The organism is Rhodococcus sp. EPR-157, assembly GCF_001647195.1.
Lineage (GTDB): Bacteria > Actinomycetota > Actinomycetes > Mycobacteriales > Mycobacteriaceae > Rhodococcoides.
Map to the genome: position 1 here is coordinate 1 of NZ_LVCV01000112.1, position 17499 is coordinate 17499.

Below are 17499 nucleotides of genomic sequence, written 5' to 3' on the forward strand. Positions count from 1 at the left end.
TTTTGCGGAGTTCATCCGCGCCTGCAGCTCACCGTTCTCGAAGACGTAGTCCTGCGCGCCTTCACGGGTGTACTGCGTCATGAAGCCGGGATGGATGGTTGCCCATGACTTCGATCCGCGGGTGGCGATGCCGTATCGGTTCTGCGAGCGATCGGTCAGGTCGATGGCCAGCTGGATGAAGTTGTCGAACGTATCCGGCAATGTGATGCCGTTGCTGTCGAAGTACGCCTTGTTGTAGGCGACGACGTTGTTCTCGAATCCCCATGGGAGTGCCCACTGACCGCCGGTTCCCAGCGGTGAGCCCTGCTCGAAGTCCCAACTCGTGGACGTTCGGAGACCTTCGTAGATGTCCTCGAAGTCGTACTCGTCGCTGGTGGCCGAGCTGTTCTTCAGCCACGGTCCCAGGTCTTCCAGCCATCCGGGCGGCCCGTACTGCCAGATGAAGTACGCACCGAGCATGAACACATCGTGTTTGCCCGTGCCCCCGGCAAGTTCGGTGTTCAGCTTGGTGAAGTAGTCGGCCTCGGGTACCAGGTCAGCGTTGACGGTGATGCCGGTGAGCTGTTCGAATTCGGCCAGCAGCGGCTGGAAGGACTGCTGGTACGGATGCGGAGTCTGCAGGATGTTCAGCGTCGTTCCCTGCGCCGCCTTCCAATCGAACGGCCCGGTGACCTCACCCGCGCCGTTGACGGCGTTCACTGCGCCGCCGACACCGCACGAGGACAGGATCGGCACCGACGCCGCAGCGACACCTGCCAGACCCATCGCGCGGAGCATGTCCCGCCGCGAGAATTGACGATAACTCATGTGATGTGTCTCCAAGGGGAGTCGAGCAGGAGCGAATCAGGACGGAATGAGCGAAACTTTCACGGACTCGGTGCCTGTGCCGACGAGATCGAGTCCCTTCTGGAAGTCGGCCAGCGGAAGTTGATGGCTGCAGATCTTGTCCATCGGCAGCACGCCGGACTCGATCATGCGGATGGCGGCCGGCCAGCAGTACGGGCCGAGGTGCGCGCCGAGCACATCGAGTTCCTTGTCGTCGGAGATGATCGACCAGTCGACGGTGACGTCGCTACCGAAGACGCCGTATTCGACGTAGGTGCCGAGCTTGCGAAGTAGGTTGAGGCCCTGCGGAACTGCGGTCGGATGGCCGGTTCCCTCGAGGTAGACGTCGGCGCCGTAGCCGTCGGTCAGATCCTTGACGATCTTCTCGGCATCCTCGTTGCGGATGTCGATGACGATATCGGCTCCGCATTCCTTGGCCAGCGCGAGCTTATCGGGCTGCATGTCGAGCGCGATGACGTGCGCCGGGTTCTTCGCTCGTGCCCCGGCGATCATGCCGAGTCCGATGGGGCCGCAGCCTGCGACCACAACGACGTCGTCGAACGTGATGCCCGCACGCTCGACGGCGTGCAGCGAGCACGAGAGCGGCTCGGCGAACGCTGCATGGGCAGGTGGAATGTCCTTGGATACTTTGTGCACCAATGCTTCTGCCGGGTACACCATGTAGCTTGCCATTGCCCCGGGTGTGCGGCGCTTGAATCCGTACAGGTCATGTGGAGCGCACATGTGGTACTGGCCACGAAGGCAGAATCGGCACTTCCAACACGGCACGATCTGCTCGGACACCACCCGGTCGCCTACGCCCACATTCCATCGGGCGGATGCCTCGTCGTCGATGACGACGATTTCGCCGACGAACTCGTGGCCGGGAATGACGTCGGTCTCTGCCCAGGCTGGACGGTTCTCGTCGCCCCAGAATTTGGCGGCACCGTGGTAGCACTTGAGGTCGCTCGCGCAGATCCCGACGGCCTCGACGCGCACGAGCGCCTCACCCGGCCCCGGCACCGGAACGGGGACTTCTTCGAGCCGGTAGTCCTCGGGTCCATGACAGACGACTGCGGCCATCTTCTCCGGAATTGTCGTTTCCGACATCGTGTGACTCCTTGTGCAGCAGTTTCGATCCGCGCGGACAGCGCGGGTGAAGTGAGACATTGCCGTGTTGTGATGTGTTGGCGCTCACAGTATCGAAAGCGTATACATATGTCCAGAACGAATGTTCAGCCAATCAAACTCCGTGCACATATGTTCAATGGGATACTGACGACCATGGCGACCAACGGCTCCGCGAGCGAACAAACCCCGTCCGGACCGTCGGCCGACGGCAGCCACTTCGCGCCCACGCTGCTGTACACGGCCGCCAAGTTGTACTACGACGAGGAAGCGACCCAGGCCGAGGTGGCTGCCAAACTCGGCACCAGCAGGGCAACGGTGAGCAGGCTGCTGTCCGAGGCCCGACGCCAGGGCATCGTCCGTATCGAAGTCATTCCACCGAGCACCTATTCCCAGGACGATCTGGCCGACGGCCTCGCCACCGCACTCGGACTCGACCACGTCTACCTGTCCGCCCCGCTGCCTCCCTCTACACCGTCCAAACCGACCGTCGACATCATGGGTCGCTACCTCGCGCCCGCCGTCTCCAAGGCGCTGGGCGAGGTCGGGTTGATGCCCGGGGACATCCTGCTGGTGTCTTCGGGGCGGACCGTCTACGAGGTCGCACAGTTCGACCTCGACCGAATTCCCGGAGTACTCGTCGCCCCTACCGTGGGTGGCAACGATCAGCCCGAGGAGTGGTACCAGACCAACGAGATCACCAGGCTCATCTCCAACAAGCTCGGCGGGCGTGCCAACTACCTGTTCGCACCCGCCCTCCCCGGAGCGGACCTGCATGCGATCATCCACTCCGACCCCGCGATACAGCGAGTGCTCGAGCTGTGGCCGCAGGCCAAGTGCATCCTGATGGGCGTCGGCGCTCCTCCCCTACTTCGTTCCGACATCCCTCGATTCGTACCGACCGGCTCAGCGTCCCTGCGCGATTCGGTAGGCGACGTGCGCTCACGCTTCTACGACCGCGACGGCAACTCGATCGCGTTCCCGGGATCGGATCGACTCATCGCCGTCGAACTGGCTGCGCTACCGAAGATTCCGGTAGGAATCGCAGTGGCGGTCGGCCTCGACAAGGTCGCGCCGATCATCACCGGCGCCCGTGCGCACTTCTTCAACCGGCTTGTCACCGACCCGACGACAGCTCAGGAAATCCTCGCGCAGATCACAACCGAGGACGGAAAGGACGATTCATGACACAGTCCCCGACGGCGCTTCGTCTGGATGGCAAACGGGTGCTGATCACCGGTGCCAGCCGGGGAATCGGTGCCGACATCGCGCGCACGTTCGCCGCGGCCGGAGCTCGCCTTCTACTGTCGGGCCGTGATCGCCGAACTCTCGACTCTCTGGCCGACTCAGTGGACGCCGAAACGGAGATCCTCGTCGCAGACTTGTCGAGCGCCGACGGGCCCACCGCGCTCGCCGACGAAGCGATGCGCGTGTACGACGGGATCGACGTCCTCGTCAACAACGCTGGAATCTCCTATCCGGAAACCGTCGATGCGCTCGACACCGCACACTTCGACGAAGTGCTGCAGGTGAACCTTCGTGCCCCCGCACTTCTGGCCGCACGCGTCGGCCGGGCCATGGCGGAGTCCGGTGGCGGCTCCATCGTCACCATCGCCTCGGCTGCTGCCCTACGGCCGTTGCCGGAGCACTACGCGTACTGCACGTCGAAAGCGGGCATCGTCATGGCAACCAAGGTCCTCGCGCTCGAACTCGGCGGACGCGGAGTGCGTGCCAATTCCATCTGCCCCACAGTGGTTCTCACCGACATGGGCCAGAAGGTGTGGGGCGATCCGGTCAAGTCCGCGCCGATGCTCGGCCGAATTCCGGCAGGCCGCTTCGCCGTGCCGTCGGAAGTATCCAACACTGCCCTCTGGCTGGCATCGGATGCATCGGCGATGATCAACGGCGTCGATCTCCCGGTCGACGGGGGCTACTTGGTCAGCTGAGCACCGGCATGCACGATGTCTCGCGTGGCCGGGTACAGCTGTAGCCAGTTGCCGTAGAGATCGTCGTACAGCGCCTTGTGCGCAGGATTCGGCGGCACCTCGGATGCCACTGTGGCCCAGTCTGTTTCAGGCGGCACTGCACCGACACCGATGGCCGCCAGCAGACCGTCGCCGTAGCTGGCACCGATAGTCTGCTCGGTGACCAGCTGAGTCTGACCGGTGATGTCGCTCAGCGCCTGCGCCCACACCGGACTGCGCAATCCACCACCGACAGCCACTGCCCGCGACACCGGGGTAGCCGCATCGTCGAACATCTCCAGAATCTGCCTGATCCCGAACGAGATTCCCTCGTACGCGGCTCGGAAGATATGCCCCCTCCCATGGCGAAGAGTCAGCCCAGCCATCACACCTCGAGCGTCGGCGTCGAAGACCGGGGTTCGCTCGCCTGCCAGATACGGCAGTACCAGCAACCCTTCGGCACCGGCCGGAACAGCGGACGCCTCACGCATCAACACATCGAACGGCGCACCGCCGGTGAGCGTTTGAAGCCACGTGGTCAGCGAACCCGCAGTCGATGTTCCCGCTGCGAGCGCGTAGGTACCCGACTGCACTCCTGTGGTTGTCCACAACGCAGGATTGGTGTGATAGTCGGCCAGCACCTGAACGAGGAACATCGTCGATCCGTACATCAGCATGAGATCACCCGGATGCCGAACACCGACACTGAAGGCCTCGGCGTACGCATCGACAGTGCCGGCAACGACCGGTGTCCCCACCGGGATTCCCGTCGCTTCGGCCCCGCGCGCATCGACTCGCCCGACGACTTCACTCGGCCACGCGAGTCTCGGCAACTCGAGTCCGCCGAGGACGCGGTCGACCCATTCGGTGTTCCAACCGAATTCGCGAACAGAGTAGAGCGGATCGCATTGGCTTGCCGTGTGATGGTCCTGCACGTACTCACCGGTGAGTTTGGCGACGATGTACGAGTTGGAGCCGTACCAACGCGTGGCGCGAGCGAACGCCTCGGGTTCGTTCTTTCGTACCCACTCGATCTTGGGTCCGACTGCCTGACTGGACAACGACTTTCCACACCGGGAGAGAATCTCGGCTGCGCCGAAAAGTTCGGTCATCTCGACAATTTCGCTCGTGGCGCGCGAATCGATGCCGTACAGAATGGCCGGGCGGACCGGTCGGAGCTCGGAATCGGTGAGGACCAGGCACGGGCCGACGCCGCTGATACAGACGCCTTCGATCGACGAACCAGCGGGGACGCGAGCGACCAGCGCCGACGCAATCGCACAGACATCCGCCCACCAGACCGCTTCCGCGTCGACCTCCGCCCACCCCGGGTGCGGGAGCGACATCACGTGCGCCCGTTGCTCCGATGCGAGAATCTCGCCGTCGACGGTGACGAGGACGCCCTTACTGCTGCCGGTGCCCATATCGATTCCCACGAACAATTCCACTCGTCGACACTATCGGAGCGGGCAGAACGCCGTGGTCGGTAAGCAGGCATCAGGGCGACAGGGCATCATGGTCAGCTGTGCCAAAGTCGACCGAGCCAGCGCCCGACGCGACTGCGAACCCGCTACAGCCCATCAGCGCCGGCATCGTTGCCGCGCTGGTCGGATTCACCAGCTCGTTCGCAGTCGTACTCACCGGACTTCGGGCAGTGGGCGCGTCGCCCGCCGAGGCCGCGTCGGGTCTGCTGGCGGTCTGTGTGACCCAGGCACTCGGAATGCTGTATCTCGCACGCCGGTATCGACAGCCGATCACCCTCGCATGGTCGACTCCGGGAGCCGCGCTGCTCGCGGGAACCGGAGCAGTCGTCGGGGGTTGGCCTGCGGCAGTCGGCGCCTTCGTCGTCGTCGGCTTGCTGGTGGTGGCAACAGGCATGTGGCCGCGACTGGGGGCCCTGATCACATCGATTCCGACGTCGCTCGCGCAGGCGATGCTTGCGGGTGTTCTGCTGCCGCTGTGCTTGAAGCCCGTGACGGCATTCGCGGCGTCGCCCGCCGTCATCGCGCCGGTCGTGCTCGTCTGGCTTGTACTGCAACGCTACTCGAAACGCTGGGCAGTACCGGCGGCGTTCGGTGCGGCCACGATCGTCATCGGGATCGACGTCGTCGCCGGAGATCGTGTGCCGAACGCGTCGGAACTGATACCGCGCGTGGACTTCACGGTTCCGCACTGGACGTGGCAAGCCATCATCGGCATAGCGCTGCCGCTGTACATCGTCACCATGGCGTCGCAGAACATCCCGGGGATGGCCGTGATGAAGTCCTTCGGCTACGACGTGCCGTGGCGGCCGGCGATGAGTGTCACCGGAATCGGAACGGTCATCGGAGCGCCGCTCGGTGGGCACACCATCAACCTCGCTGCGATCAGCGCTGCACTCGCAGCCGCCCCCACTGCGCATCCGGATCCACGGCGACGATGGATCGCGGCATCGAGCGCCGGATGGTTCTACCTGCTGCTCGCGCTGTGTTCGGCCGCGGTGGCGACGCTCGTTGCAGTGGCCCCCGCAGGTGTGGTCGAAACCGTCGCCGGACTCGCGCTTCTCGGGACTCTCGGCGCGTCGCTCGCGGGCGCACTGAGGGACGAAACAGGACGCGAGGCCGCCATCTCGACCTTCCTGATCGCGGCGTCGGGCATCGGTATCTTCGGCATCGGATCCGCGTTCTGGGCGTTGGTCGTCGGACTCGTCCTCCGCTGGGTTCTCGCCGCCAGACCGATAGAGTAGGCGGCCATGACAGCCTCCTCCGATCGCGCGTTCGCTGCCGACTACCCAGCTCTGTGGCCGTTGGGAACGCGGTGGGACGACAACGATCACTACGGTCACGTCAACAACGTCACGTACTACTCGTACTTCGACACCGCGGTGAACGGTTGGCTGATGCAGACCACCGGTGTCGACATCAGAAATTTGCCGGCGATCGGCGTCGTCGCCGAGACCTCGTGCCGCTACCACCGCGAGCTGTCGTTTCCCGACGCACTTCAGGTGGGCCTGTCGGTCGAGAAGCTGGGCACCCGCAGCATCGTCTATGCGCTCGCATTGTTTCGCGAAGCGCCCGACGACCAGCTCGAGCTAGCGGCCACCGGTCGTTTCGTCCATGTCTACGTCGACGCCGAGACCCGCAAGCCGGTGGCAATCCCCACGGAAATCGAATCTGCAGCGCGGACTCTCGTCATCCCGAGTTAGATTCCGATGTCGTCGGCGACACCGAGAGCTCGCGACACGATGTCGTCGATCAACGATGTCGTGGGACTCCCCGCGCCGGCGCGATTGCGCGAGTCCGCCTCGGCCCGGCGCATCACGCCCTCGGCGATGATCGACAGCTTCCACAGTGCCAGCGCCTGCCAGAATCCGACCGCGGACACGTCGCGTCCAGTCTTGGCCGCGTAGTCGGCGGTCAGTTCGGCGCGAGACGGGAACCCGGGCAGGGTGGACGCCATGAACGGGCCCGCCACCGCATCAGTCGCCTCCGGCCAGTAAGCGAGCAGACCACCGATATCCGCCAGTGGGTCACCCAGCGTGCAGAGTTCCCAGTCGACGACGGCAACGATCGACCCGTCGGAGGGTGAGGTGATCACGTTGTTGAGATGAAAATCGCCGTGCACGAGTGTGAGCTCGCGCTGATCAGGGATATTGCCGGCCAAGCGTTCGGCAAGTGAATCGATCGCGGGAACGTCTCGGGACTTCGAGTTCGCCCATTGAGTCGTCCACCTCTTCAGTTGGCGTTCGGCATAGGGCTTGTGACTCGCCAGGTTGTCCAGCTCCGTGCTCTCGAGGTCGACGCGATGGATGTCGGCGAGCGCGCTCGTCATGCTGCGTCCCACCGAGGCTCGCACGCCCTCCCCGATGGAGTTCGCCTTGGTTACCGAATCGAGGACGACACCGTCGACGTAGCTCATCAGTACCAGCGGAACATCCGACACGGCGGCATCCTCGGCGAGCGCGATCATCTTCGGAACCGGCACTCCGGTGTTCTGCAGCGCAGTCAGGATCCGGTACTCGCGAACCACGTCGTGAGCCGATGCGAGGAGGTGACCTAGCGGCGGCCGACGCAGTACCCACCGGCTTCCGCCGGCATCGCTCACGGCATAGGTGAGATTCGATTGTCCGTTGCCCACCCGCTCGAACGTCAATGGTGACACAGCGCCGATTCCAAGCCCTCCGATCCACTCGGAGATTGCGGAGAAGTCCACGTCGGTCGTCATCGATGTCCTTTCGTCGATTGCGAGGGCGTCTGAAAGACCCTGTGCCACTCTTGCATGGTCGCATCACCGACCGTGCGAACTCGGCACGGCACGGACAGCACTCGGCGTGGACAGCAGAACGGCGCCGCAGGCAAGGGCCTGCGGCGCCGTTCTCGGCTCGCGTACGTAGGAGGCCAAGGGCGTCCTGCGGAAGAAAGGTAGGTCAGCTTGCGCGGAGGTACGACGCCTTGACTGCTGCGCCCAGAACCTCGAACTCGACGACCTCGCGCTTGGCGGCGACCTCGTCGACGTCGCCGATCAGGAGGGCGACGAGAGCTTCCGGCTCGGCGCGCCATGCTCGGGCCATCGTCTGCAGTTCGGCAGCGACGAAGAGCCCGCTGTGTTCGAGGGCTTCGATCCACTCTTCGACTGCCTCGGGGGTGACGGCAGGCACAGACTCGCGGTCGAGCAGCTCCACCTCGAACTCGTAGCAGAAGAAAGCACGCATCATCTCGAGCTGGCTGGTAGAAAGATCAGCGGAGTTGCTCGATGCAGGCGTCGTGACTTCGGGACGGGTATCTGCGAGTGTCATGATTTCTCCTTCGATCGGCTTCGCTGCGGTGCCCTTCGGCTGGTGAAGTTGGACGTCCACGGCACCGTGTTCATATCGTTACAAAATTCGTTGTAACGAATTTGCGCTCTTGCCCGGTTCGTTGAAACTACGCCCACTTCAGCGAGGGCCGCCAGACCAAACCGAATGATGTGATAAGCGTCACATCAATTGAAACCATCCCGTGACCCTTCGGATTCGAATATGTTGCGCGCCGCCGACCCATCACCGTCGATACCACGATGCCCGCGAAGGGGCAGGTAGCGTTGCCGGACGTGGTCCAGAAGTCAGCGCACCTATCGACATCCGTCCGTCGGGCCAGAGCCGCCGTGTTCACAGTTTTCGGAGTCAATGGCTTCCTGTTCGCGATGTGGGTGGTTCACATCCCGTCCGTCGAACGCCGCACCGACATCTCGCATGCGACTCTCGGTTCGCTTCTACTCGTGCTCGCTGCCGGCGCAATCGTCGGCATGCAGGCGTCGGGACCACTGTCGGACCGGTACGGAAGTGATCGACTCGTTACCATTTCCGGATCGCTTCTGGCGGTGGCGCTGCTCGGGCCGGCGTTGTCGACCCACGTGGTCACCCTCGGACTGTCGCTGTTCGTGTTCGGCATGTTCAACGGCTCCCTCGACGTCTCGATGAACTCACAAGCCGTCGACGTGGAGCGGCTGTACACACGGCCGATCATGTCGGCATTCCATGCCTTGTTTTCCGTGGGCGGTGTCATCGGCTCCCTCGTCGGTGCCGCGACATTGGCCGCCGACATCCCCATCGTCGTGTCGATGGGAGGTGCCACCCTCCTCGGGTTGGCCACCATAGCCCTCTGCCGCCCGTATCTCCTCGACGTCTCGACCTCGATCGACGCGCCACAGGCCATGTCCGAGGTCGGCCACGGCCGATTCTCGGCCCGAGTTCTCGCGCTGGGCGCACTGGCATTCGCCCTACTTCTCTCCGAAGGAGTGGCGAACGACTGGAGCACTCTCCAGGTGAAGGAACACCTGGGGACCTCCGACGGCACCGCCGCACTGGCGTTCGGATTCTTCGCCGCCATGATGACCGTCGGCCGGTTCTGCGCGGACCGTGTCAGTGGACGGTTCGGCCCTGTCGCGGTGGTGCGTTACGGAAACGTGATCGCTGCAGTCGGCATGTTGCTCGTGTTCGTGTCCGAATCGCTACCGCTGACGTTGGCCGGCTGGGCAGCCTTCGGACTCGGCCTGTCCGGTAGCGTCCCACAGATCTTCTCCAGCGCGGGCAACCTCGGGTCGGGCGCCGCAGCCACCAACATGTCCAGGGTGGTCGGGATGGGCTACGTGGGACTACTCGCCGGTCCCGCTGTCATCGGTTGGTCCTCGCACTTCGTCTCACTGACGACCGCGATGGTCGTGCCTCTCGTGCTGACTTTCGTCGCCGCTGCGGCAGCAGGCATCGTGCGACCTCGCGACGCGGGAACCCGCGAAGCAGGTTGACGGCTCCTTCACATCGCACGCTCAGAGTCATGTTGCATCCTCGTAGGCGACAGGTACGCGGATAAGAACAACAGGGGGTTGCTCGGGGATGAGCATGGACACCGACAGCATGGAACTGGTCGAGCTGGAGGGAATCGAGGACGAGCAGAGCGCGGTGGCCCGCGGGCGCGGAACGCTCCTGCGGCTGTGCGTGGTCGCTGCGTCCATCCTGGCGTCGATCGTCGTGCTGTCGGTCCTGCCGATCCTCGGCGCCACCTACCCACACTCGCGCGTGATGGTGCCGAGCCTGACGGGCCCGGCCGACGCCCTTCTGCAGATGTTCGGGCTGACCCCGGTCCTGGTTGCCGTTGCTGCGCTGACTGTCTTGGCGTTGATCCGCAGACTTCCGTACGGAATCGGCGCTGTCATCTCACTGGTCGTCGGCGCGTCACTCACCACGGCAGCTGTCCGGAACTGGGCGGACGGTTGGGTGCCTGCATCCGCTCTCCCGAACGGGTACGTGTGCGCCTGCATATCGCTGATCTGCGCGGCCACGCTTGTCGCTGCGCCGCGGTTCCTGCCGATGGTGTGGGGGCTGGGGGCTGTCGCAGCGATCACCGTTTCGAGCGCCGCTGTCGTCGGTGGCGCGGCCAGCATCGTCGGCGTCGTGACGACTCTGCTGATCGTCGTCGGCTGGTGGGCGGGATCGTCGGCCGTGATGCTGTACTCCCCGATCGCCGCCGCACGCGAGGCCCAGAACCCTCTGGACACGGCCGCCCTCGCATTCCGGGAGCGGATGCGCTGACCCCCGGCGAGTGCAGTCACCGGGGGTCAGGGAGTGGCACCTACAGAGCTTTGAGCTCCTCGATAACCGAGTTGACCGACTTCTTCGCATCGCCGAACAGCATCGACGTGCGGTCCGCGGTGAACAGCGGATTGTCGATGCCCGCGTAACCGGAACTCATCGACCGCTTCAGCACGATCACAGAGCGTGACTCGTCGACGTTGAGGATCGGCATTCCGTGAATCGGACTGGACGGGTCGTTGCGTGCCGCCGGGTTGGTGACGTCGTTGGCGCCGATGACGATGGTGACATCGGTGCGTGAGAACTCGCCGTTGATGTCGTCCATTTCCTTCATCGCGTCGTATTCGACGTCGGCTTCGGCCAGCAGCACGTTCATGTGCCCGGGCATACGGCCGGCAACGGGGTGGATCGCGTACTTGACCTCGACGCCCTTGCTCTCGAGGATCGTCGCCATGTCCTTGACGGCGTGCTGCGCCTGCGCGACTGCGAGACCGTAACCGGGGACGACGATGACCTGCGATGCGTACGCCATCTGGATCGCGGCATCGGCGGCCGAAGTCGCCTTGACAGTGCCGCCGGATGCATCCGCGGCCACACCAGCGTCGGAACCGCCGCCGAACGAACCGAACACGATTGCCGGAATGGACCGGTTCATGGCAGTCGCCATCAAGTTGGTCAGGATCGACCCGGATGCGCCGACGATCATGCCGGCAACGATCATCGCAGTGTTGTTCAGCGCCAGACCTGCTGCTGCCGCGGACAGACCGGTCAGTGCGTTGAGCAGCGAGATCACGACGGGCATGTCGGCGCCGCCGATCGGGAAGACGACGAACAGACCCATCAGACCTGCGGCGACGAGCACAAGAACGATCAACCACATCGACGTGCCCTCGCCCGGAGTGGACTTGATGCCGATGAAGATCGACACCGCGACAGCGAAGACGAGCAACACGATGTTGGTCAGCTGGAAGATGCGTGCGTTCTTGACGAACGCCTTCTCCACGTTCTTGTTCAGCAGTTCCTGCAGTTTCAGGAACGCCACCAGCGAACCCCAGAACGACACCGAACCGATCACCGCAGCGAACAGCGATCCGACGACGATGTGCACCGTCGGCTCCTCACCGTGCTGGAACGCGGAGAATCCGTCGGTTTCGATGAACTCGGCCCACGCGATGAGGGCGACAGTGCCGCCGCCGACGCCGTTGAACAGTGCTACCAGCTGCGGCATTGCCGTCATCTTGGTGCGCTTGGCCGGCGGAACACCGAGCAACACGCCGATCGCCAAGCCTGCAGCGATGAGGATCCAGTTGATCGTGGCGGCGTCGCGCACTTCGATCAGGGTCGCGACGACAGCGATACCCATACCGATCGCAGCGATCCAGTTGCCGCGAACGGCGGTCTTCGGTCCGGTCAGGCCCATCAAACCGTAGATGAACATGCCGAACGCGACGATGTAGAGAATGTTGACGAGATTGTTCATCAGGAGTCAGCACCCTTCTCTGCTTTCGCAGGCACTGGCTTGGACTTGAACATTCCGAGCATGCGGTCGGTGACCAGGAAGCCGCCGACGACGTTGAGCGTGCCGAAGATCAGTGCGACGAACGCGATGATCCGCACGCCCCACGACGCGTCCTCGGGAAGTCGCCCGAGGACGATCAGCGCACCGAGAACAACGATGCCGTGAATGGCGTTCGTGCCCGACATCAACGGCGTGTGCAGTGTGTTGGGGACTTTGGAGATGACGGCGAAGCCGACGAAACCGGCCAGCACGAGAATCGCGATGTTCGCGAGAAGAGCGGTATACATCAGGCGTCAGACCCTTCAGTTGAGACGACACTGCGGGTGACACAGGACTGCGCGAGCACCTCGTCCGAGAAGTCGGGCGCCAGGAGTCCGGTCTCGTCGAGCATCAGCTCGAGTAGTGCGGACACGTTCTTCGAGTACAACTCGCTGGCGTGTTCGGGCATCGTCGCCGGCAGATTCAGTGGGGAGCAAATGGTGACGTCGTGCTTGACGACGGTCTGCCCCGGTTCCGTCAGTTCGCAGTTGCCGCCGGTCTCACCGGCCAGGTCGACCACGACGCTGCCGGGCTTCATGCCCTCGACGGCGGCTGCGGTGACCAGGCGAGGTGCCGGACGGCCCGGCACCAGCGCGGTGGTGATGACGACGTCGAAACTCTTGATGGCCTCTTCGAGGGCCTGCTGCTGCTGAGCGCGCTCCTCTTCGGTCAATTCACGCGCGTAGCCGCCTTCACCGGCAGCATCGATGCCGAGATCGAGCCACTGCGCACCGACCGACCGCACCTGATCGGCCACCTCGGGGCGCACGTCGTACCCGGTCGGACGTCCACCGAGCCGCTTCGCCGTCGCGAGCGCCTGAAGTCCTGCAACACCGACACCGAGGACTAGAACTGTCGCGGGCTTGACGGTACCGGCAGCGGTGGTGAGCATCGGGAAGAAGCGCGTCGACTCCGACGCCGCGAGAATCACCGACTTGTAGCCGGCGACGTTGGCCTGCGAAGACAACGCATCCATCACCTGAGCGCGCGAGATACGCGGGATGGCCTCGACCGCGAATGCCTGCACGCCCGCTGCTGCCAACGCGTCGATCTTGTTGTCGGCGTTGCGAGGCGCGAGGAATCCGATCAGCGTCGAACCCTTCGAGAGCTTCGCGATCTCCGCATCGGTCGGTGGGGCGACCTTGACCACCACATCGGCAGACCACGGATCTTCGATCTCGGCGCCCGCTTCGACGTACAGCTCGTCCGGAATGAGGGCGGACAGGCCAGCCCCCGATTCGACGAGAACGCGTACGCCCTTACCTGTCAGCGACGCGACGACTTTGGGAACCAACGCAACGCGGCGCTCGCCCTCCCCGGACTCACGCACGACGCCGACCGTCGTCGCCACCCCGCTGTTCGTCCCGCTCTCGGTGCTCTGCGATGTTTCCAAATCTCCGACTTCCGTGAGTTGAATGGTGCCTACGGATCGGCGAACGGGGGTAACCGTGCGGCGAACAGGCGAATCCATGCGTCAAGGCACAAGGTGACTGATGATAGCCAGAGTAAGCAGACGGAAGGTAACCCATGACACACCCGGTTCGACTCTGAATCGAATCCGAACATTCACGACGTGCAGTAGTGACGAATCATGTGACGGACATCATAGGTCGGCAACTCCGAGTCGCCCGCTTACAGTGGTCGGCGTGAACAACTGTGTCTTCTGCGCCATCGTTGCGGGCGAAGCCCCGTCGACAACGGTCCTCGACACCGAGGATGTGGTTGCTTTCCTCGATATCCGCCCCATTGCTCGCGGACACGTCCTGGTGATCCCGAAGCAGCACTCCACCGATCTCGACTCCATGGAGCCGGCGCTCGGCAGCGCGGTGTTCGCAGCGGGGCAGCGCATCTCGCGAGCGATTCGGCGATCGGACCTACGTTCGGACGGCGCGAACCTGGTCGTCAACGACGGCAAGGCCGCATTCCAGACCGTCTTTCATACTCACCTTCACATCGTGCCGCGATGGACGGGAGACAAGCTGCGGTTCGCCGGAGGCTTCCTGACCCGCCGCCTTCGGGAGCCCGAGCACACCGCCGCCGCGATCAGGGAAGGCCTGGAACGCTTGGCCGCGGAAGAGGTCGGGTGAAGCTGTTCCTCGCGTCGTATCGATTCGGCGCACACGTCGACGAGTTCATCTCCCTCACGTCGGGTCCCGGGCGCGTTGCCGTCATCGCCAATGCGGCCGACAGTTGGCCCGACGCGGCTCGACTCTCGGCGGTGACGAGCGAGCTACGCGGACTGCGTGAACTCGGGTACGACCCGATGGAACTCGATCTTCGCGACTTCGCGGGCCGAAAGGACGAGCTGGAAGCCGAGCTCGATTCTGTCGAGACCGTGTGGCTGCGGGGAGGAAATACCTTCGTACTGAGGTCCCGCCTTCACCAGAGCGGTGCCGACGAGGCACTCGCATCCCGGGTTCGAGATGGCTCTCTCGTTTTCGCCGGCTACAGCGCGGGCGCCTGTGTGGCATCGGCGTCGCTCCGCGGTATCGAAGCCGCCGACGATCCTGCAGAAGTAACGCCGACCACCGGTGGGTCGCCCCTCTGGACGGGGCTCGGCCTGATCGACGTCTCGTTCGTGCCGCACTTTCGATCGATTCTCGACGAGAACGACGTCGGCGAAGCCATGGTGGAGCGATACCGTCGCGACGGGGTCGAACATCTGACCCTCACCGACGACCAGGCCTACGTCGTCGACGGAGACCGGCGCGGACGGATCTAGCCGAACTGCGCAATCGGTGCGAGACGATCGAGCGAGGACCACGCCATGATGCACCGCCTACGTGTCACCTCGTCGGCATCGAGCAGAAGCAAGTCCAGTAGCAACCGTGGCTGCTGTTTCCAGGTCTCTTCCGCCTCGTGGACGGTTGCCGTCTCGAAAAGACCCGACTGAGCCAGTGCCGTCACCCATTCCCCGACGTCCCCGCGGTGAATGGATTCGATGGTGTCGTACTCGACTCCACCGTCTTGAAATTCGTACGAGAACATCGCAGCGACGTAGTTCCACGATTTCCGGTGCGGATCCATCATCTTCGAGCCTCCTTGTCGCCGGTAGGAACGGTGAAACCGTGCCGACCGTTGGCCTGGACGCTAGACCTCCGAGCTACAACATTCCGTTGCGTCGCCGCATCGATCAGGTAACAGAGTTACTGGTGTGACTGTTGTGACTTGATCCGTGCGTGTTGCGAATACCCTTCGACGCCGTACTCGGTAGGCTCCATCATCGTGTGGAAGCGGGGAACCATCGTCGGTGCAGCAGTCGTGTCGGCCGTCGCGTTGGGGTGTTCCACTGTCACGGGGTGTTCGAGCTTCGGCTCGGACGCGACGAGTTCGACGGACACCGAGTCCCCCTCCAGCAGCCCGAACACCGAGGAGCTGTTCGTCGGCGAATGTGGCTCGATGACGGACGAACAGGTCGCATCGATCACCGCCGTCCGCGGCATCACCTCGTCGTCGAAGAATGCCGTTCGATGCCGATGGGATGCACTCGACACCGGGGCCTACGCCATGTTCACGTGGTACCGCGGGAGCCCGATCGATCGGGAACGCACCGTCGCAGGTCAGATGGGGCGCGAAATCGGAATCATCGACGTCGACGGGCATCCGGGGTTCACGGCCAAAGGTAGCGATTCCTCCTGCGAGGCAGGAATCGAGTCCGGCGATGGATTCCTGCACTGGTCCCTGAACTACGTCTTCGCGGTGCCGCCGCGAGACAGCTGCGCGGTCGTCGAGGACCTGGTGCGTGCGACCGTCGAGAACGCGAAGTAGGTGATGGTCATGACCCGAACCACCCGGCTCGTCGCAACCGGCGCCGCAGCCCTGACGCTGCTCGCCGGCTGCAGCACCACCGTCGACGGAACCCCGGTCGCCCAGGGCGCGGGCGACAGCAACACCGAGTTCGACAAATTGCTGCAGGAGTGCGTCGCGGTACCCGACGACAAGATCGCCGAGACCGTCCAGGCCGACGTCGTCGACCAGTACTTCTTCGGCGCAGTGTGCATGTGGACCGGTAGCAGCCCCTCGGGCATCATCGACGTCACATTCGCCTGGTACGAGAACAACTCCCTCGGTCGCGAACGCAGCCTGGCCGAAGAACTCGACTACGCGGTCGAGCCGGTCACTGTGTCCGGAACGAGTGCATTCCTCTCCCGGAGGCCCGGTGATTCGGGCTCGTGCGGTATCACCGCGACATACTCGGGCACCGTCACGTGGTGGGTTCAGTATCGCGGCGGAACCGTCGACCCCTGCGAGGCAGCAACCCGACTCGCTGAACTGACGTTGCAGCGCAACCAATAACGGTTCGGATCACCGCTCGGTTCAATAGGCTTGGTCGCAGAGCACTGCTGATCGAGATGGAGAGCACCCGATGACCGACCTGACCGAATTGGAACGGGCCCTACCGGCCGGCGCGATCCTCACCGACCCCGACGTCACCGAGGGGTATCGGCGGGACTGGGCGAAAGATCCCAATGCGGGTACACCGTTGGCGGTCGTCCGCGCCACCTGTACAGCCGATGTGCAAGCCGTGATGCGATGGGCCACGAAGCATCACGTTTCGGTGGTACCACGCGGCGCTGGATCCGGATTGTCCGGTGGCGCAACAGCTGTCGACGGCGGAATCGTGTTGAGCACCGAGCTGATGCGCGAGATCGCCGTCGATCCGGTCACCCGTATCGCCGTCGCCCAGCCAGGATTGCTCAACGTCGAGGTGAAGAAGGCCGCCGCCGAGCACGGCCTGTGGTACCCGCCGGATCCGTCGTCCTTCGAGATGTGTTCGATCGGCGGAAACGCAGCCACCAACGCCGGCGGACTGTGTTGCGTGAAGTACGGCGTGACAACCGATTACGTGCTCGGCCTCGAAGTGGTTCTCGCCGACGGAACTGCTGTCAGGCTAGGCGGCCCACGACTGAAAGATGTTGCGGGACTGTCGTTGACCAAATTGTTCGTCGGCAGCGAAGGAACGCTCGGCATCATCACCG

Annotated in this window: 20 protein-coding genes; 11 read left to right on the forward strand and 9 right to left on the reverse strand. The window is 63.9% G+C overall.

From position 1 onward, the window contains the following. The coding region (locus A2J03_RS04515) for an ABC transporter substrate-binding protein (RefSeq protein ID WP_156520200.1) at positions 1–777 on the reverse strand (777 nt) is incomplete at its 3' end. Between the two features lie 66 nt (positions 778–843). Further along, positions 844–1935: an erythritol/L-threitol dehyrogenase gene (gene eltD / locus A2J03_RS04520; protein ID WP_068370235.1), complete on the reverse strand. Its 1092-nt coding sequence runs from the start codon at positions 1933–1935 to the stop codon at positions 844–846. Between the two features lie 174 nt (positions 1936–2109). Between eltD and A2J03_RS04525 the strand changes: the two genes are divergently transcribed. Beyond that, positions 2110–3141, forward strand: coding sequence for a sugar-binding transcriptional regulator (locus A2J03_RS04525; RefSeq protein ID WP_068370257.1), 1032 nt, complete (start codon positions 2110–2112; stop codon positions 3139–3141). Next, on the forward strand, positions 3138–3899 hold the full coding sequence (locus A2J03_RS04530) for an SDR family NAD(P)-dependent oxidoreductase (protein WP_068370236.1): 762 nt from the start codon (positions 3138–3140) through the stop codon (positions 3897–3899). Before A2J03_RS04525 ends, A2J03_RS04530 begins: the two co-directional genes overlap by 4 nt. Here A2J03_RS04530 and A2J03_RS04535 read toward each other — a convergent pair. Continuing rightward, on the reverse strand, positions 3884–5365 hold the full coding sequence (locus A2J03_RS04535) for an FGGY-family carbohydrate kinase (RefSeq protein WP_068370238.1): 1482 nt from the start codon (positions 5363–5365) through the stop codon (positions 3884–3886). The genes A2J03_RS04530 and A2J03_RS04535 overlap by 16 nt on opposite strands. 77 nt (positions 5366–5442) lie before the next feature. Here A2J03_RS04535 and A2J03_RS04540 point away from each other — a divergent pair, with 77 nt between their 5' ends. Both A2J03_RS04540 and A2J03_RS04545 read left to right on the forward strand, forming a co-directional pair. After that, positions 5443–6642, forward strand: coding sequence for a benzoate/H(+) symporter BenE family transporter (locus tag A2J03_RS04540; protein ID WP_068370240.1), 1200 nt, complete (start codon positions 5443–5445; stop codon positions 6640–6642). Between the two features lie 6 nt (positions 6643–6648). Continuing rightward, complete coding sequence (locus A2J03_RS04545) at positions 6649–7101, forward strand: acyl-CoA thioesterase (RefSeq protein WP_068370242.1); 453 nt, start codon at positions 6649–6651, stop codon at positions 7099–7101. Here the strand turns inward: A2J03_RS04545 and A2J03_RS04550 are convergent. Both A2J03_RS04550 and A2J03_RS04555 read right to left on the reverse strand, forming a co-directional pair. Then, positions 7098–8120 carry a phosphotransferase family protein gene (locus A2J03_RS04550; protein WP_068370244.1) on the reverse strand — a complete coding sequence of 341 codons (1023 nt, stop codon included), beginning with the start codon at positions 8118–8120 and terminating at the stop codon, positions 7098–7100. The genes A2J03_RS04545 and A2J03_RS04550 overlap by 4 nt on opposite strands. A gap of 202 nt (positions 8121–8322) precedes the next feature. After that, positions 8323–8691: a hypothetical protein gene (locus tag A2J03_RS04555; protein ID WP_068370259.1), complete on the reverse strand. Its 369-nt coding sequence runs from the start codon at positions 8689–8691 to the stop codon at positions 8323–8325. Positions 8692–8951: 260 nt separating this feature from the next. Between A2J03_RS04555 and A2J03_RS04560 the strand changes: the two genes are divergently transcribed. Continuing rightward, positions 8952–10178 (forward strand): MFS transporter, encoded by a 1227-nt coding sequence (locus A2J03_RS04560; protein ID WP_068370246.1) that lies wholly within the window; start codon positions 8952–8954, stop codon positions 10176–10178. Positions 10179–10272: 94 nt separating this feature from the next. Beyond that, on the forward strand, positions 10273–10962 hold the full coding sequence (locus A2J03_RS04565) for a hypothetical protein (protein WP_231912362.1): 690 nt from the start codon (positions 10273–10275) through the stop codon (positions 10960–10962). Between the two features lie 40 nt (positions 10963–11002). Here the strand turns inward: A2J03_RS04565 and A2J03_RS04570 are convergent, their stop codons facing one another. The 3 genes from A2J03_RS04570 to A2J03_RS04580 are packed head-to-tail and all read right to left on the reverse strand — an operon-like array spanning position 11003 to position 13913. Continuing rightward, a complete protein-coding gene (locus A2J03_RS04570; RefSeq protein WP_068370250.1) occupies positions 11003–12442 on the reverse strand; it encodes an NAD(P)(+) transhydrogenase (Re/Si-specific) subunit beta in 1440 nt (479 codons plus the stop codon). Then, entirely contained in the window at positions 12442–12768 is a 327-nt protein-coding gene (locus tag A2J03_RS04575) for an NAD(P) transhydrogenase subunit alpha (RefSeq protein WP_068370251.1), read from the reverse strand. Before A2J03_RS04575 ends, A2J03_RS04570 begins: the two co-directional genes overlap by 1 nt. After that, positions 12768–13913, reverse strand: a complete 1146-nt coding sequence (locus tag A2J03_RS04580) for a Re/Si-specific NAD(P)(+) transhydrogenase subunit alpha (RefSeq protein WP_068370261.1) — start codon at positions 13911–13913, stop codon at positions 12768–12770. Before A2J03_RS04580 ends, A2J03_RS04575 begins: the two co-directional genes overlap by 1 nt. A gap of 253 nt (positions 13914–14166) precedes the next feature. Here A2J03_RS04580 and A2J03_RS04585 point away from each other — a divergent pair, with 253 nt between their 5' ends. Beyond that, entirely contained in the window at positions 14167–14607 is a 441-nt protein-coding gene (locus tag A2J03_RS04585; protein ID WP_068370263.1) for an HIT family protein, read from the forward strand. Beyond that, entirely contained in the window at positions 14604–15242 is a 639-nt protein-coding gene (locus A2J03_RS04590; RefSeq protein WP_068370253.1) for a Type 1 glutamine amidotransferase-like domain-containing protein, read from the forward strand. The genes A2J03_RS04585 and A2J03_RS04590 overlap by 4 nt, the downstream gene beginning before the upstream one ends. On the opposite strand, the gene A2J03_RS04595 is transcribed toward A2J03_RS04590, so the two are convergent. After that, complete coding sequence (locus A2J03_RS04595; RefSeq protein WP_068370255.1) at positions 15239–15550, reverse strand: hypothetical protein; 312 nt, start codon at positions 15548–15550, stop codon at positions 15239–15241. The two genes, A2J03_RS04590 and A2J03_RS04595, sit on opposite strands and share 4 nt — an antisense overlap. 195 nt (positions 15551–15745) lie before the next feature. Here A2J03_RS04595 and A2J03_RS04600 point away from each other — a divergent pair, with 195 nt between their 5' ends. From A2J03_RS04600 to A2J03_RS04610, 3 genes are all read left to right on the forward strand, one after another. After that, a complete protein-coding gene (locus A2J03_RS04600; protein WP_231912363.1) occupies positions 15746–16288 on the forward strand; it encodes a DUF3558 domain-containing protein in 543 nt (180 codons plus the stop codon). 9 nt (positions 16289–16297) lie between these two features. Beyond that, a complete protein-coding gene (locus A2J03_RS04605) occupies positions 16298–16816 on the forward strand; it encodes a DUF3558 domain-containing protein (protein ID WP_068370266.1) in 519 nt (172 codons plus the stop codon). Positions 16817–16886: 70 nt separating this feature from the next. Next, positions 16887–17499: FAD-binding oxidoreductase (locus tag A2J03_RS04610; RefSeq protein WP_156520199.1), on the forward strand; the 613-nt coding region annotated here is incomplete at its 3' end.